Below are 15,692 nucleotides of genomic sequence, written 5' to 3'. Positions count from 1 at the left end.
AATGATATGTACAACGGTGAAAAAACAATAGCTCGTCCCCTGCGTTGGGGCATGGTGGGCGGTGGTCGCACGGGCCAGGTTGGTTATAAGCACCGCACCGGCGCGCTGCGCGACAACACGGCTTACCAGCTGGTTTGTGGCGCCTTTGACCTGGACGCTGCACGTGGCCGTGACTTTGGCGTCAACATCGGTGTCGCTGGTGAGCGCTGCTACGACGACTACAAGCAGCTGATCGCCCAAGAAGCCAAGCGCGCCGACGGTGTCGAAGTGGTGTCCATTGCCACGCCCAACTTCACCCACTTTGAAATCACCAAGGCCTGCCTGGAAGCCGGCCTGCATGTGATCTGCGAAAAGCCCTTGTTCTTCACAGTGCGTGAGTGCGACGAGATTGCCGCACTGGCAGAGTCCAAGGGACTGATCGTGGGCGTGACCTATGGCTTCTCCGGTCACCCGCTGCTGCACCAGATGGCCGCCATGGTCAAAAAAGGCATGTTGGGCGACATCCGCATGGTCGACATCCAGTACACCCACGGCTTCAACTCCGGTGACGACGTCGGTGCACCCGATGCGGTGAAGTGGCGCACCAACCCGGCCACCTCTGGCCCGACCTTTGTGCTGGGCGACATTGGAACCCACATCTACTACATGGCGACGCTGGTCTGCCCCGAGCTCAAGATCAAAAAGCTGCTGTGTGACCGCCAGTCTTTTATCAAGACGCGTGCACCGCTGGAGGACAACGCATATGTTCTGACGCACTACGAAGGCGGTGCGGTGGGGCGTCTGTGGGTGTCGTCGGTGAACGCCGGCAACATGGGTTCACAGTGCTTCCGTTTTGTTGGCACCAAGGCTTCGGTGCAATGGTCGGATGCACACCCGGACCAGCTGATCTATGAAGTGCAGGGCCAGCCCAATATGACCATGCACCATGGCATGCCCTACCTGGAAGAAGAAAGCCTCAAGGTCGACCGCATGGGTGGCCTGCACACCGAAGGCCTGGGCGACAGCTGGGCCAACATCTACCTGTGGATTGCGCAAGCCATCGACGCACAAAACCGGGACGACAAGGCCTTCCTGGCCACGCATCGCTACCCAGGCATCAAGGCTGGAACCGAAGGCGTGCGCTGGTTGGAAAACTGTGTGCGCTCGGCCGATGCCGGTTCGCAGTGGGTCGACTTCAAGTAAGGCCTTCGCTCGGCCCTGCCACCTGCGCAAAAAGGCGAGCAGGGCATTGCAACCCCATATCACTATAGGAAAACACCATGAAACTCGCAATCTGCACCGACGTTTACGGCAACCTCAGCTACACCGAAATGCTCGACAAGGTTCAATCCCTTGGCGTCAATGCCGTGGAAATGACCGCTGGCGGCTGGGCCTCCTGCCCCCACGTCAAGACCGCCGAATTGCTGGCCGATGAAGGCAAGCGCAAAGCATTCAAAGCTGAGCTGGAAAAGCGCGGCATGGAAATCGCCGCCCTCAATTGCTCGGGCAACCCCTTGAGCCCCGGCGAAATGGGTGAGAAGCACACCAAGTCCACCTACGACACCATCACTCTGGCAGGACTGCTGGGTGTGAAGAAAGTTGTGATGATGTCCGGCTGCCCCGCAGGCGCCCCTGGTGACAAGACCCCCAACTGGATCACTTCCACCGTATCCTGGCCCGACTACATGGGGCCGGCGCTGGAATACCAGTGGAACGATGTGGCCATCCCTTGGTGGAAGAAGTTCGTAGAGCATTGCAAGGCAAACAAGGTCGAGCAAATTGCCATCGAAGAGTTCCCCTGCATGCTGGTCTACAACCCGTCCACGCTCTTGCGCCTGCGCGCTGCGGTGGGGCCGATCGTCGGCATCAACCTGGACCCCTCGCACCTGATGGTCATGGGGGCAGACCCCATCGCTTCGGCCCGTGCCTTGAAAGGCGCGATCTTCCACATCCATGGCAAGGATGCGCGTGTGGAGCGTGGTCTGTGCGATATCGACGGCCTGCTGGAGACCAAGGCCGTCACAGAGTCCGACACCCGCACCTGGAACTATGTGGCGGTGGGCTGCGGACACGGAATGCAATGGTGGAAAGAGTTCTTCTCGGTCTGCCGCATGGGCGGTTACAACGGCCACGTCTCATTGGAAATGGAAGACCTGACCATGTCGGTGGAAGCTGGTGTGCAAACCTCCATTGACGCACTGAAGCAAACAATCAGCCAGTAAGCGCTTCGCTGCAAGTCCCGCAGGGTGCTGGCGGTCGTTGAAGACCTCCAGGACTGCGGGACGCGCCAAACCAAACCACACCTCATTCAAGGACCGCCATGCAAATCGCCCTCGACCCGTACATGCACCGCCATCTGTCCCTGCCGGACATCTGCAAGCTCACTGCCGAGTTGGGCTATGACGCCGTGGAGCTGTCGCCCCGCTCTGACTTCCTGGACTGGTGGGTGATGCCTCGCGCGCACAAGCAGCGCATCACAGCGTTCAAAAAGGCACTGAAGGAATACGGCGTCAAGCTCGCCACATTGCAGCCCATGTACCGTTGGGCCAGTCCCTTCGAGGACGAACGCCAGTGGGCCGTCAAATGCTGGAAGAAGGCGATTGAGGTGTCCGTGGAAATGGGTTGCGAAACCATGATTTCCGAATTTGGCCGTGGTGCATCGCCCGAGCGTTCCGTGGGAGAGAAGCCGGGCGCCAACACCAAGGAGATGTGTGAGGCAGCGTGGTGGCGTTCCATGGAAGAACTCACGCCCATCTTTGAGCGTGAGGGCATTACCTTGTCAGTGGAGCCGCATCCGGAGGACTGGGTTGAACGCCTGACCCCGGCAACCGACATCGTCAAGGTGTTGAATTCACCGCGCGTCAAGCTGTCCTACATTGCGCCCCACACCTTTTATTACGGTGAAGACATGGCCGCGATGATTCGCGATGCAGCGCCCGTACTGCACCATGTACGCGTGGCTGATACCTACAACCCCATGGCATCGAGCAATCTGCGTTACATCGTCAATCCGCCCGGATCCAACGTGCGGGTGCACCAGCACCTGGACATTGGCGAGGGAGAAATCAACTGGGATGTGTTCTTTGGCACCTTGGCCGAAGTGAAGTTCGACGGCATCCTGTCTGCATGTGTTTTTGCCTGGGAAGAGCGCGCCGAGGCCTCATCGCGCTTTATGCGCAAGGAAATCCAGCGCTACCTCGACAAGCACTATGGGGCAGCCAAGCCGCTAACCAAAAACGCGAAGCGCAAGGCATCCTGATGAGCACCTTTAACTTTCCCAGCGGGCGAACTATCGATTTGGCCTGCCTGGGGCGTCTGGCGGTGGATTTGTATGCGCAGCAATTCGGCTCCAAGCTGGAAGACGCACGCAGCATGGCCAAGTACCTAGGCGGCAGCTCCGGCAATCTGGCCTTTGGTTTAGCACGACTGGGTATGCGCAGCGCCATGATCGGCCGCGTGGGCGACGAACACATGGGCCGCTTTCTGACTCAGGCTTTGGAGGCAGAGGGGTGCGATACCTCGCAGCTGCAAGTGGATCCCGAAAGGCTGACCGCGCTGGTGCTCTTGGGCCTCAAGGATCGCGACACGTTCCCGCTGCTGTTTGCGCGTGAAAACTGCGCCGACATGGCTATTGACGCTGACCAGATCGATGAATCATTCATCGCCAAATGCCGCGCCCTAGCCATTACAGGCACACATCTCTCCACAGCGACCACACGCAAAGCGTCGCAGGCTGCACTCGACTATGCCGCCAAACATGGCGTCATCCGCGTATTAGACATCGACTACCGTCCGGTGTTGTGGGGTCTGACATCGCGTGGCGCTGGAGAAAACCGCTATGTGGCCGATGCCGGTGTTACGGAGCAGCTGCAGGAAATGCTGCCGCACTTTGATCTGCTGGTAGGTACCGAAGAAGAGTTTTTCATTGCCGGCGGTGTTGCCGACAATTTGATGGCCAGCTTGCACGAAGTACGCGCGCACAGTGCCGCCACGCTGGTCGTCAAGCGTGGCGCCTTGGGATGTTGTGTGATCGAAGGCGAAATTCCAGCGCGGATCGAAGACGCACCCACATACCGGGGGGAACGTGTCGAAGTCCTCAACGTCCTGGGCGCGGGTGACGCATTCTTGTCCGGCCTGCTGGCCTCTTTGTTGCAGGGCAAGGATTGGGCTGAATCGACGCGGGTGGCCAATGCCTGTGGAGCGATTGTGGTCTCGCGCCATGCCTGTTCGGCAGCCATGCCCACTCCGGCGGAACTGCAGCATTGGTTTGGCGGAAACCGTAACCCGAAGGTGGATGCCGATCAACAGTTGGCCCATTTGCACCGGGTAACCGTTGCACGCCCGCAGTGGGAAGAGTTGTGTGTCATGGCCTTTGACCATCGCAGCCAGTTTCGCGATTTGGCAGCCCAGGCGGGTGTGAGTGAAGAACGGATACCGGCGCTTAAAAAATTGTTGGTGCAGGCCACTGCGCAAGTGGAGCACAGCCGCAAGCTGCAAGGTCACACCGGCGTGCTGATCGATGGCGGAGACTATGGTCGTGACGCCCTGGCAAGCGCCACGGGACGCGGATGGTGGGTAGGACGTCCAGTCGAGTTGCCAAGCTCGCGCCCCTTGCGATTTGATGGCACACGCTCAATAGGTAGCAGTCTCATTCACTGGCCCACCGAGCAGGTGGCGAAGTGCCTGGTGTTCTACCATCCGGACGACTCCACCGAGCTGCGACTTGAGCAGGAACAAACAGTGCTGGAACTGTGGGAAGCCACTCGAGAAAGCGGCAATGAGTTGCTGTTGGAAATCATCCTGCCCAAGGACAGAATTGTTGCGGGTCAGGAAGACGCCGATGTGCTGCGTGCAGTCGAGCGTTTCTACAACATTGGCGTGAAGCCTGAATGGTGGAAGTTGGCCCCCATGGGTGCTGCGGGCTGGCAGAGTCTGGAGCAGCTGATCTCTGAACGCGACCGCCACTGCCGGGGCGCGGTGATTCTGGGACTGAACCAACCTATAGCCCACCTGGTGGACAGCTTTCGTTACGCCACCAACCCGATTGTCAAAGGCTTTATGGTGGGGCGAAGCCTCTGGATGAACGAGTCACTGGCTTGGTTGCGCGGTGACGTGGACGACGCCACGTTTGTTGCCAACGTGGCACATAACTACACCTTGTTGGTGGATGCATGGCGCAATCGCCGCAGCCTGATACGTGCGGTTGCCTGAACACATAGCCTGAGAAGTGAAATGACAACGATCCGACTGACCATGGCCCAGGCCCTGGTGAAATACCTGAGCGCACTGCGCGTGGAAATGGAAGGCGGCAGCATAGAACCTTATTGCGGCGGTGTCTTCACCATTTTTGGCCACGGCAACGTGGCCGGTATGGGCGAGGCACTTTGGGCTGAACGCGCATGTCTGCAAACTTTTCGTGCCCATAACGAGCAAGGCATGGCCCATGCGGCCATTGGCTTTGCCAAGGCGCATATGCGCCAACGCATGATGGCAGTCAGCTCCAGCATTGGCCCAGGTGCGACCAACATGGTCACTGCTGCCGCTGTGGCGCACGTGAATCGCATTCCGGTGTTGCTCTTGCCAGGCGATACATTCGCTACGCGCGCGCCGGACCCCGTACTGCAGCAGGTCGAAAGCTTTCAGCAGGGTGATGTCTCGGCCAACGATTGTTTCCGCCCCGTCACCCGTTACTTTGATCGCATCAGCCGCCCCGAACAGCTCTTGACGGCCCTGCCGCGGGCCATTCAAGTTATGACCGACCCGGCCGATTGCGGCCCGGTCTGTTTGGCCCTGCCGCAGGATGTGCAGGCCCATGCCTTTGATTACCCGGCCAGCTTCTTTGAACTCGAAATCATTCGCTTCCGCCGCCCGCCAGCTGACGCCTTCGAACTAGGCCGCGCCGCTAATTTGCTCAAGACCGCCAAGCGGCCGATGATCGTGGCCGGCGGTGGTGTGCTTTACAGTCTGGCCTGTGATGGACTGCGTGCCTTTGCGGACCGCTTTGGAATTCCTGTTGTGGAATCGCATGGTGGCAAAAGCGCCCTGCCCTGGGACCATTCGCTCAATCTGGGCGGCATTGGTGTGGATGGTGGCCTGGCCGCCAACGCACTGGCGCGCGAAGCCGATGTAGTGTTTGCCGTGGGTACCCGCCTACAAGACTTCACTACGGGCTCGCACGCCCTGTTTTCCAAGGCCAAACTCCTGAGTCTGAATGTGCAGCACTTTGATGCTGGCAAATGGAGCGGCACGGCCCTGGTGGCCGATGCCAAGGTGGGCCTAGAGCAACTGACCGCTGCGCTGGGTGCCTGGAGTGCGGACTCCGCCTGGACCACGCGCTGCAAGGTCGAGGCTGCGGGCTGGGTCAACAAGGTCACCGAGCTCACCACCAATATCCCCGCCGCCGGTACCTTACCCTATGACGCCGAAGTCATGGGCGCGGTGCGCGATTCGCTCAACGACGCCGGTGGCGATAGCGGAAAACACGATGTAGTAGTCTGCGCCGCCGGTACTTTGCCAGCCGAGTTGCACAAGCTCTGGCGCCCGTCCCTGCCGGGCAATTACCACATGGAATACGGCTACTCCTGCATGGGCTACGAGATTGCCGGTGCGCTCGGCGTGAAGATGGCGCGCCCGCAACAGGAAGTGATTGTGATGGTGGGCGACGGCTCCTACATGATGATGAATTCCGAGCTGGCCACCTCAGTTCTGTTGGGCCAGAAACTGATCATTGTTGTGCTGGATAACCGTGGCTATGGCTGCATCGAACGCCTGCAACTCAATACGGGTAGCCCCAGCTTTAACAACATGTTGGACGACTGTATCCCAGAAGGTGGCGAGGCCAGCCGCATTGACTTCGCCAAGCACGGTGCTGCTATGGGAGCAGACGCGGTGCATGTGAAGAATGTGGCTGAACTCAAAAATGCCATGGTCAAAGCCCGCGCAGCCCAACGCACCCAAGTGCTTGTGATAGACACCACACATTCCCGCATCACCCGTGAGGGGGGATGCTGGTGGGAAGTGGGTATTCCGGAAGTGTCGCAGCGCCCAGAAGTTGGCGAGGCCTATGCTGTGTACCTAGTGGCCAAGCAGGATCAGCGGGTTTGAAGTTCATCGATTTTGACTTCAATGCATTTAACAACTTCATAAGTTATTTCTATGGTCAGTCCCCTACTTGCCAAGGCCGCCTCAGAAGGCCGCGAAATCGTCAACGTCACGCCCGAGCGCGCGGGCTGGAAGCATGTGGGCTTTCGGGCCGTGCGTCTGGCTGCTGGTGAAACCGAGACAGTGCAGACCGGTACCCGCGAACTGTGCCTGGTGGTGCTCACCGGCACCGTCGATGTGGAAGTGGACGGCCAGGTGTTTGCCAACCTGGGCCAGCGCGCCACGGTGTTCGAAGAGGTCTCGCCCGCAGCCGTGTACGTGCCCTCCGGCAAGACCGTGGTGGTGCGCAACGCGGCCGGCGCTGGCCATCTGGCCGAAGTGGCCCTGTGCACCGCGCCCTGTGACGATGCCACGCGCAGCGTGAGCGTGATTGACCCGGCCAGCATGCGCCGCAGCGTGCGCGGCAAGGGCACGAACACACGCTATGTGTGCGACATCCTGCCGCACGACGACCCGCGCGCAGCCCATCTGCTGGTGGTGGAAGTCATCACGCCCAGCAGCCACAGCTCCAGCTACCCGCCGCACAAGCACGATCAGGAAACGCCGCCGACCGAGACGCTGCTGGAGGAAACCTACTACCACCGCCTCAATCCGCCGCAAGGCTTCGCCTTCCAGCGCGTCTACACCGATGACCGCAGCCTGGACGAAGCCTGTGCGGTCGAGAACCACGACGTAGTGATGGTGCCGCGCGGCTATCACCCGGTGGTCGCACCCCATGGCTACGATCTGTATTACCTCAATGTGATGGCGGGTCCGAACCGCTTCTGGGTGTTCAAGAACGACCCGGCGCACGAGTGGATGCTGGCGACCCCCTGACCTCCTGTCCCCCGGCTTCCCCGCAACTTCCCAACCCCCTTACCAAAGCACCCCATGACACCCTATACCGATTCCACCGAAGTTGCGCAGTACATCCAAGGTGCACGCACCGCGGGCACCAGCACACGCACACAACCCGTCTACAACCCCGCCACCGGGCAGGTGGCACGCCAGGTGCGCCTCGGTAACGCGGACGACGTAGCCGCTGCCGTGGCCTCTGCCAACGCGGCATTCCCTGCCTGGGCCGACACGCCACCCATCCGGCGCGCGCGCATCATGTTCAAGTTCCTGGAGCTGCTCAATGCCCGGAAGGACGAACTAGCCCGCGTGATCACCGCCGAACATGGCAAGGTGTTTACCGATGCGCAGGGTGAAGTCTCGCGCGGCATCGACATCGTCGAGTTTTCCTGCGGCATTGCGCAACTGCTCAAGGGCGACTTCACCGACCAGGTTTCCACCGGCATCGACAACTGGACACTGCGCCAGCCCCTGGGCGTGGTGGCCGGCATCACGCCGTTCAACTTCCCCGTGATGGTGCCCATGTGGATGTTCCCGGTGGCGATTGCCGCAGGCAACACCTTTGTCTTGAAGCCCAGTCCGCTGGACCCCAGCCCCAGCCTGCTGATTGCCGACCTGTTCAAGCAAGCCGGTCTGCCCGATGGCGTGTTCAACGTGGTGCAGGGCGACAAGGAAGCCGTGGACGCATTGCTGGAACACCCCGATGTGAAGGCCATCAGCTTCGTGGGCTCCACACCGATTGCCAATCACATCTATGAAACCGGCGCGCGCCATGGCAAACGCGTGCAGGCCCTGGGCGGTGCCAAGAACCATATGGTGGTGATGCCCGATGCCGACATTGATCAAGCCGTGGACGCCCTGGTGGGCGCGGGCTATGGCTCGGCTGGCGAACGCTGCATGGCCATCAGCGTGGCCGTATTGGTAGGGGATGTGGGTGATCGCCTGATCCCCAAACTGCTGGAGCGCACCAAGTCCCTGAAGGTGCTGGACGGCATGAACCTCGCTGCCGAGATGGGCCCCATCGTGACCCAGGCCGCGCACGCGCGCATCACCGGCTACATCGAACAAGGTGTGAAGGAAGGCGCTACGCTTTTGCACGATGGCCGCACCTTCAGTGGCAAGGCTGCTGGCGCCGGTTGTGACAACGGCTTCTGGATGGGGGGCACGCTGTTTGACAACGTTACGCCCGAGATGAAGATCTACAAGGAGGAGATCTTCGGCCCGGTGCTGTCCTGCGTGCATGTGAAAGACCTGGCCCAGGCGGTGAACCTGATCAACGCGCATGAGTTCGGCAACGGTGTCTCCTGCTTCACCCGCGACGGCAACGTGGCACGCGAATTCAGCCGCCGCATCCAAGTGGGCATGGTGGGCATCAACGTGCCCATCCCCGTGCCCATGGCCTGGCACGGCTTTGGCGGCTGGAAGAAGAGCCTGTTTGGCGACATGCATGCCTACGGCGAAGAGGGCGTGCGCTTCTACACCAAGCAAAAGAGCATCATGCAGCGCTGGCCCGAGAGCATTGGCAAGGGCGCCGAATTTGTGATGCCCACGGCCAAATAGGCAAGCTATCCGCGCATATCCGGCCAAAGGCGATGGACATTGAGCAGTTGTTACATTGAAATCATGAAAACTGCAGCCAGCCCACAGCCTACCGTTGATGAGACGATCCGGCGAATATCGCTGGCGTACGAATCCCTGAGCAATCAGCTGCAGGCCATAGCCAGATATGTTGAAAAAAATCGGGATCGCATAGGCATCGAGGGCATCCGAGAATTCGCACAGCAATGCGGAGTTCAACCTTCTGCTATCGTGCGCTTCTCCAAGCGCTTTGGCTTTTCAGGCTTTAGCGAATTGCAGGCTATGTTCCGGGAGAATCTTTACAAGCAACTGTCGCCTGAGGGCTGTTACACGGCACGGATCCGCAACTCGATTACATCGGCAAATCACATCCCGTCAACTGTTGAAGTTGCCAAGGATTTTCTGGAGCAGAGCATCTCGGGCATGCGAGATCTGCAGGACAGTATGAATTTGTCCACTTTTCAGAATGCAGTGGAACTGCTTTCCAAAACGGACTGTGTTTGGATTGCAGCTTCGCACCGTTCATTCCCTATTGCCGCATATTTGGAATACGCATTGCAGCACACCGACAAGCGAGTGATGTTGGTCGATACGAAGTCCAGCATGCACATGGGCCAGATGCATTCGGTGCGCAAGAATGATGTGATTTTGGCCATCTCGTTTCTGCCTTACGCAGAAGAAACCCTGGCGGTGGCACGCAACGCGATTGAACGCGGGGCTCATCTCATCGTAATTACAGACAGTGGGCTTAGTCCATTGGCGCAGCTTGCAAGTGTAGCGTTGGTGGTGCACGAGACAACAAGCTTTGGTTTTCGCTCGCTCTGCAATGCCATGGGCCTAGCGCAGAGCCTTTTTGTTTCATTGGCCTACTCCCTGGAATTATCCAAGACGTCCCCTTAGTAACTGAATTATGCAGGATCACGTGCAGGGCACATGAACTGATACGGCGCCCGGGATACCTGATCAAGCTGCTTTGCGTTTATGGCTCGCCCGCAATATAAGTGCTCCAGGGGACAGAAGCGACTTACGTTCATCACCAGAGGTATCAAGCAAGCGATTGATTGCCTCTCCCACCAGAAATTCCATGGGCTGCCTGAAAGTGGTGAGCTCATAGGCAGGAGAAGACGCCAATTCAATATCGTCGAAACCAACAATTGCTATCTTTCCAGTGGCGTGACACGCGAGCAAAGCGTCCATGGCACCGATAGCCAAAATATCGTTTTCGCAGAACATTGCTTCAATGCGTCTGTCCCTGGGGGTCGACTCCAGATATTTCATGAGCGATTGCATGCCTTCGCTGCGCTGGTAATGCCCTGTATTCAGTACGGTTGACAGCGTGATGCCTTTCTCCAGCAGGCCTTCCTTGAAGCCCTCAAAGCGCCTGAGCTCTGTGCTTTCTGATGTGGGGCCAGCCATGTAGCCAATACTTCGGTAGCCACTCTCCACAAAGAGTTCCGCAATTTCACGCCCAGCCTGAAAGCCATCTGTGCTGACAAAGGGGATTCCCGCATTGCCGCTGTTACGAAACATGACCACCAAGGGTATGTGCTTGATGTTCTGCGCCAGATTGATCAACTCGTGGGTCAGTGTCGTGCCCAGAAACAACAGACCGTCAACCTGCAGCTGATCTGCCAGCGTGAGCGCATTGGCCGGGCTGTATTCGGAACTGAGGTTGAGTAGCAGCGAGCTGTAGGACTTGAGTTGCAGTTGTCGCGTCACCTCATTGAGGAGTTTGAGCTGGTTGGGATTACCCAATTCGTCCATCACCAGTCCAATGATGTGGGTCTTGCGGGTGGACAGGCTGCGGGCGAGCAGGTTGGGGCTGTAGCCCAGTTCCGCTGAGATTTTCTTGACTCTTTCCCGTACCTCAGGAGCCACTTGAGCGCCTTCGGTGAAGGCGCGCGAAACAGTCCACTTTGAAACACCGGCTAGCGCGGCGACATCGCTGGCCGTGACCTTTCTGTTCGTTGAAGCCTGGATTTTCATAGGTACTCTTGGAAAGAAAGCTGAGCAAAAGAACGAAATGTATTTTCGTTTAATAATTTAAATTGAAAACAGATTTGCGACGGTTGTAAAATGCACTGCAACCGGGTGCAGTATAGCGTGGTCGTGGTTTTTGAGGGTAAGGCTTGACAGCGACTTGTCTTGTTTCGAAAGGGAATCTATGCGTTGGGCTTTTGGCGGGGCAAGCAATATTGCCAGCCAATGGATGGTGGAGGCAGTCTGAAGCATGGGCGATGAAATCGTAGCCATGGTTCCGGGTGAGGCCAGTCGTGCGAGGGCGTTTGCGGACAAGCACGGCATTGCCCACGCGTTGACGGACGAAGGCCAGCTAAAGGACCTCGGGGTGCAAGCCGTCTACATCTCCACCACCAATGAAAAGCACGAAGCGTCCGTTGTACATGCGGCCGCTTGTGGCTTGCATGTGTTGTGCGAAAAGTCGCTGGCGATTGACCTTGCGTCCGCCCAATGCATGGTCAACGCTTGCAAGAATGCCGGCGTCACCATGGGCTGCAACTTTCTTTTGCGCCACAACCAGGCTCACCGTTTGATGCGCGAAGCCGTGCGCAATGGAAAGCTCGGAAAACTGATCTCCGTCCGGTTAAATCACTCCGTGTCTTTACCGCAGCCTTTGCAAGGCTGGCGGCTCAAGGACAAGGAGGCAGGCGGTGGGGCGGTGTTGGACATTGGGGGGCAAAACGTGGATTCGCTGGCCTTGATATTGGGTGAGTACCCCGAGCAGGTGACGGCTTTACCAGCAATGCCGGCATGGGTGAAGGACTCGAAGACAACGCTCTGTCGCCCTGGCGCTTTCCGAGCGGGGTCACCGCTTTTACCCACCAGGGCTTTGCCACGTCCTTTGGTGAGAAAGACATTGAAATGCTGGGCACCCAAGCAACGCGCAAAGGCGTATCCATGTTGGATCAGGGTGCTCCAGGGACTCTGGAGATGATGTCAGCGCAAGGCGACGAGGTCAAGCAGATGCAGGACAGAAATCTCTATACCGATTTGTTGATGCAATTTCACCAGGCGCTACGCGGCGAACCTACTGACATGGCCGACGGCGAGGCGGGTCTGAAATCACTGGCGGTAGCACAGGCCATTCATGAGAGCGAAAAGTCGGGTGAGACGGTGCCGGTGCGTTACCCACAGCATTTGAACGGTGCTGTGCAATGAGTCAGGATTTGAAAATGCAAACAGACTTTGAGCCGGCACTGCCAACGGCCGCAGTAGCGATTGGGCAGTGGCATATTGCTGCACAATCCCATCAATTGGAGCCTCATAAGCCACTAGGAGTTTCGGTGATGAGCGAACCAGTTGTGCTCTACCGCAAAAAGGACGGGGCTCCAGTTGCATTGGAAGATCGGTGCCCACATCGCTGGGCACTATTGTCCGGAGGACGTGTCGATGGTGACAACATCGTGTGCCCCTACCATGGCTTCAAATTTTGTCCTCGTGGCCATCTGATCGAAATATCTGGCAAGTCGGGCTCACCAAGTATGGACAGTGCACGGGTTTATGCCGTCATTGAAAGGGATTCCCTTATTTGGGTCTGGGTGGGTGATGGAGATCCAACTTCTGCAGCCATTTAATGCACTTCAAGATCCGAACCCAAAGCCAGAGTACACCATAGTCAAGAGCGCGCTCGGTGTGAATTTGTGTGTCTCGCGTAACGTTGGCTCTAGCGACACCGAATTGCTAGTCGGTCTTACTTGTTGAATTCCATCGGCCATTAGTAAATGCTATCGGGGCACGCGTCTGATCACAATGCAGAAGAGTAAATCCGATTGAGGCTTTTGATTCCCGTATCGTCGTTACCCCCCTGGGGGAACTGAAAAGGTACGGCTTACAGCGCGGAGTCGCGAGCTTGTGAATTTGTGGCGGCGAGGCGACCGCATTGGCAGTGGAGATGTGTGACAGAAGTCACGCGCACGCTAATGCTCAGAAGACCTGACAGCAGACAAAAAAACGCTACGCTCAGATGGACAAGCTGACTCGCACAGTACCTGTCGCTTGTACGCACAGATTACCATCCGCGTCATACATGCCACCTAGCAGTTTCACCCTTTGTGCGTTGTTGCCGGTCTTTGAAGTGGCTACCACTTCCCATTCGATCCGCACAGCGGCGTCTGCAAATACGGCCTTACGGAACTCGACGGAAAAAGAAATTCCTATTACCGAATGGTTTTTGGAAAAGTGCGATGCGGTTAGTCCCAAAATGAGCGCGGTGGTGTGTGTACCACTGACAATCAGTTGCTTGTATCGGCTTTTCGCAGCAACCGCAGAATCATGGTGCAATGGGTTGGTGTCGCCGGCCTGCACGGCAAATGCACGGACCTGTTCCTCATTGAAGGTGTGACGTGTCGAAAACTTTTCTCCAACCATGACCAACGAGTGGGGTATTTCAGTCATCGCCGTTTACGCACCCAGTGCGTAGCGCTTCAGCCTGTCCAGGTCTAGTATTTCAATTGATCCGTACTCTACTTGAATCAGCCCCACCTTTTCCAGCTCATGCAAGGCGCGGTAAGCGGTCTGGCGCGCCATTCCGGTGAGACGGCCAATCTCCTCTTGGGAGATATCGATTCTGGCTTTGGTATTGGGATACAGTTGGGGGTTGAAGAGTTCAGCAAGACAGTAAGCAACTCTGGTGTTCACATCCCCTAATCGTAGGCCCTCCACCATGGCAACGTAGTAGCCCAGACGTGCGTTCAACTGGTCAATAAGCCAGCGGCTGAAAGAATGGCTGTTCTCCAGCAGCCACATAAACGTAGCGCGCGGCACAAAGGCGACTGTGCTGTCACGAATGGCAACCACGGCATAAGGACGCGGCTCGCCTTTGAGCACAGCGCCTTCGCCAAACCAGGAGCCTCCAGGCACCCCCGCAAACGTGGTGGCGCGCCCGTCGGTAGAAACGGTGTCGACCTTTACCAATCCGTTGACAACAGCCAACCAATGCTCTGACGGTGATTCGCGCAAACAAATGGTTGCGCCAGCGCTGAATTCGCGGCTGACGGCCTCATGGCATACGCGATCAAACTGGGACTCCGTGAGCCCGGAACGCCACGGAGAAGTGCGCAAAAACTCTGTCAGTACGTTCTGCGCAGGGAGTTGATGATCAGTCACGTTATTACCCTCTTTCCATTCGTTATTTCCTCGTTCACCTGCGGTCAGAGGTCGCTTGCCACGAAGCCGATGCAGTCCGGCGTGACCAGTGGCGGATCTTTGCGTCGTTGCAATACTAAACAACAAGTGGATTGAATTTCTAGAATGTCATCCCCGCAACATTCAGTTTGGTCGAGTTCTCGCACAATTTCAGCTTGGTTCAAGCTTCACGTGCATGCGTATGAACTTTGACCAATAAAAACCCAACCCGCTTACTGAAGCGTCTGACCCAATCCTGCCATGAGCATACGACTGTCTTCGCCCCCCAGTGTCCCAAACGACGTGCTGCGCAGCGCCGTTGATTGGGCCCTTATTACCCGCCGTTCCACTCGTGCCTTTCTGTCCACGCCGGTTGCCAGAGCGGATGTGGAGGCGATCCTGGATGTGGCCCGTTATTGCGCCTCAGGCGTCAATATGCAGCCCTGGCACGTTCATGTTGTCATGGGTGAAGCCAGGAAGCGCCTCAGCCGGACAATCATCAGCATCTACGACGACCCTGCACAAATGTCCGGGCTTGAAGAACCCTACGACTACTATCCGGCGCAATGGTCTTCACCGTACCTCGATCGCCGCCGCAAAGTGGGCTGGGATCTCTACGGTTTGCTGGGAATCCAGAAAGGCGACAAGGATCGCATGCATGCGCAGCACGGTGCCAACTACCGGTTCTTTGGTGCACCCGTGGGGCTGATGTTCACGATCGACCGGGGCATGGGGCGTGGCAGCCTGATCGACTATGGAATGTTTCTGCAAAGCATCATGGTGGCCGCCCGTGCGCGGGGTTTGGACACCTGCCCGCAAGCCGCCTTTACCCCCTTCCACCGGGTCATTTCCGAACAGCTGAAGATTCCGGATCAGCAGATGCTGGTGTGTGGCATGAGCCTTGGATATGCAGATCCCAGCCGGATCGAAAACTCGCTCGCTACCGACCGAGAATCCGTGGGCGCGTTCACAAGCTTTCACGAATAAATCAAAGAGGA

General features: G+C 57.8%; 15 protein-coding genes. 11 read left to right on the top strand and 4 right to left on the bottom strand.

Going from position 1 to position 15,692, the window contains the following annotated elements; all coding sequences use genetic code 11:
* Positions 1–6: 6 nt before the first annotated feature.
* The 8 genes from AAGF34_RS04495 (at position 7) to AAGF34_RS04460 (ending at position 10,452) form a co-directional block, all read left to right on the top strand.
* Complete coding sequence (locus tag AAGF34_RS04495; protein WP_342619436.1) at positions 7–1,182, top strand: Gfo/Idh/MocA family oxidoreductase; 1,176 nt, start codon at positions 7–9, stop codon at positions 1,180–1,182.
* Positions 1,183–1,259: 77 nt separating this feature from the next.
* On the top strand, positions 1,260–2,201 hold the full coding sequence (locus AAGF34_RS04490; RefSeq protein WP_342619435.1) for a sugar phosphate isomerase/epimerase: 942 nt from the start codon (positions 1,260–1,262) through the stop codon (positions 2,199–2,201).
* 98 nt (positions 2,202–2,299) lie between these two features.
* Positions 2,300–3,238: a sugar phosphate isomerase/epimerase gene (locus AAGF34_RS04485; RefSeq protein WP_342619434.1), complete on the top strand. Its 939-nt coding sequence runs from the start codon at positions 2,300–2,302 to the stop codon at positions 3,236–3,238.
* On the top strand, positions 3,238–5,190 hold the full coding sequence (gene iolC / locus AAGF34_RS04480) for a 5-dehydro-2-deoxygluconokinase (RefSeq protein WP_342619433.1): 1,953 nt from the start codon (positions 3,238–3,240) through the stop codon (positions 5,188–5,190). Before AAGF34_RS04485 ends, iolC begins: the two co-directional genes overlap by 1 nt.
* Before the next feature lie 21 nt (positions 5,191–5,211).
* The gene (gene iolD, locus AAGF34_RS04475) at positions 5,212–7,083 is read left to right on the top strand and encodes a 3D-(3,5/4)-trihydroxycyclohexane-1,2-dione acylhydrolase (decyclizing) (RefSeq protein WP_342619432.1); all 1,872 of its coding nucleotides are present in this window, start codon (positions 5,212–5,214) and stop codon (positions 7,081–7,083) included.
* 51 nt (positions 7,084–7,134) lie between these two features.
* Positions 7,135–7,956, top strand: a complete 822-nt coding sequence (gene iolB, locus AAGF34_RS04470; RefSeq protein WP_342619431.1) for a 5-deoxy-glucuronate isomerase — start codon at positions 7,135–7,137, stop codon at positions 7,954–7,956.
* Between the two features lie 54 nt (positions 7,957–8,010).
* Positions 8,011–9,534 carry a CoA-acylating methylmalonate-semialdehyde dehydrogenase gene (locus AAGF34_RS04465; RefSeq protein WP_342619430.1) on the top strand — a complete coding sequence of 508 codons (1,524 nt, stop codon included), beginning with the start codon at positions 8,011–8,013 and terminating at the stop codon, positions 9,532–9,534.
* 63 nt (positions 9,535–9,597) lie between these two features.
* Positions 9,598–10,452, top strand: coding sequence for a MurR/RpiR family transcriptional regulator (locus AAGF34_RS04460; RefSeq protein WP_342619429.1), 855 nt, complete (start codon positions 9,598–9,600; stop codon positions 10,450–10,452).
* Positions 10,453–10,515: 63 nt separating this feature from the next.
* Here the strand turns inward: AAGF34_RS04460 and AAGF34_RS04455 are convergent, their stop codons facing one another.
* Together AAGF34_RS04455 and AAGF34_RS04450 are read right to left on the bottom strand one after the other, a co-directional pair.
* Positions 10,516–11,538, bottom strand: a complete 1,023-nt coding sequence (locus AAGF34_RS04455; RefSeq protein WP_342619428.1) for a LacI family DNA-binding transcriptional regulator — start codon at positions 11,536–11,538, stop codon at positions 10,516–10,518.
* A gap of 346 nt (positions 11,539–11,884) precedes the next feature.
* Positions 11,885–12,085 (bottom strand): hypothetical protein, encoded by a 201-nt coding sequence (locus AAGF34_RS04450; RefSeq protein WP_342619427.1) that lies wholly within the window; start codon positions 12,083–12,085, stop codon positions 11,885–11,887.
* Between the two features lie 236 nt (positions 12,086–12,321).
* On the opposite strand from AAGF34_RS04450, the gene AAGF34_RS04445 reads away from it, so the two are divergent.
* Complete coding sequence (locus tag AAGF34_RS04445) at positions 12,322–12,729, top strand: Gfo/Idh/MocA family oxidoreductase (protein WP_342619426.1); 408 nt, start codon at positions 12,322–12,324, stop codon at positions 12,727–12,729.
* 14 nt (positions 12,730–12,743) lie between these two features.
* On the top strand, positions 12,744–13,145 hold the full coding sequence (locus tag AAGF34_RS04440; protein WP_342619425.1) for a Rieske 2Fe-2S domain-containing protein: 402 nt from the start codon (positions 12,744–12,746) through the stop codon (positions 13,143–13,145).
* 385 nt (positions 13,146–13,530) lie between these two features.
* Here the strand turns inward: AAGF34_RS04440 and AAGF34_RS04435 are convergent, their stop codons facing one another.
* The gene (locus tag AAGF34_RS04435; protein WP_342619424.1) at positions 13,531–13,965 is read right to left on the bottom strand and encodes a MaoC family dehydratase; all 435 of its coding nucleotides are present in this window, start codon (positions 13,963–13,965) and stop codon (positions 13,531–13,533) included.
* A gap of 6 nt (positions 13,966–13,971) precedes the next feature.
* Positions 13,972–14,802, bottom strand: coding sequence for a Crp/Fnr family transcriptional regulator (locus AAGF34_RS04430; protein ID WP_342619423.1), 831 nt, complete (start codon positions 14,800–14,802; stop codon positions 13,972–13,974).
* Positions 14,803–14,955: 153 nt separating this feature from the next.
* Between AAGF34_RS04430 and AAGF34_RS04425 the strand changes: the two genes are divergently transcribed.
* Positions 14,956–15,681, top strand: coding sequence for a nitroreductase (locus AAGF34_RS04425; protein WP_342619422.1), 726 nt, complete (start codon positions 14,956–14,958; stop codon positions 15,679–15,681).
* The last annotated feature ends 11 nt before the right edge of the window (positions 15,682–15,692 follow it).

Source organism: Rhodoferax sp. GW822-FHT02A01 (genome assembly GCF_038784515.1).
Taxonomy (GTDB): Bacteria; Pseudomonadota; Gammaproteobacteria; order Burkholderiales; family Burkholderiaceae_C; genus Allorhodoferax.
The sequence above is the reverse complement of the archived record's forward strand: the minus strand, read 5'-3'. Positions and strand labels throughout refer to the sequence as shown.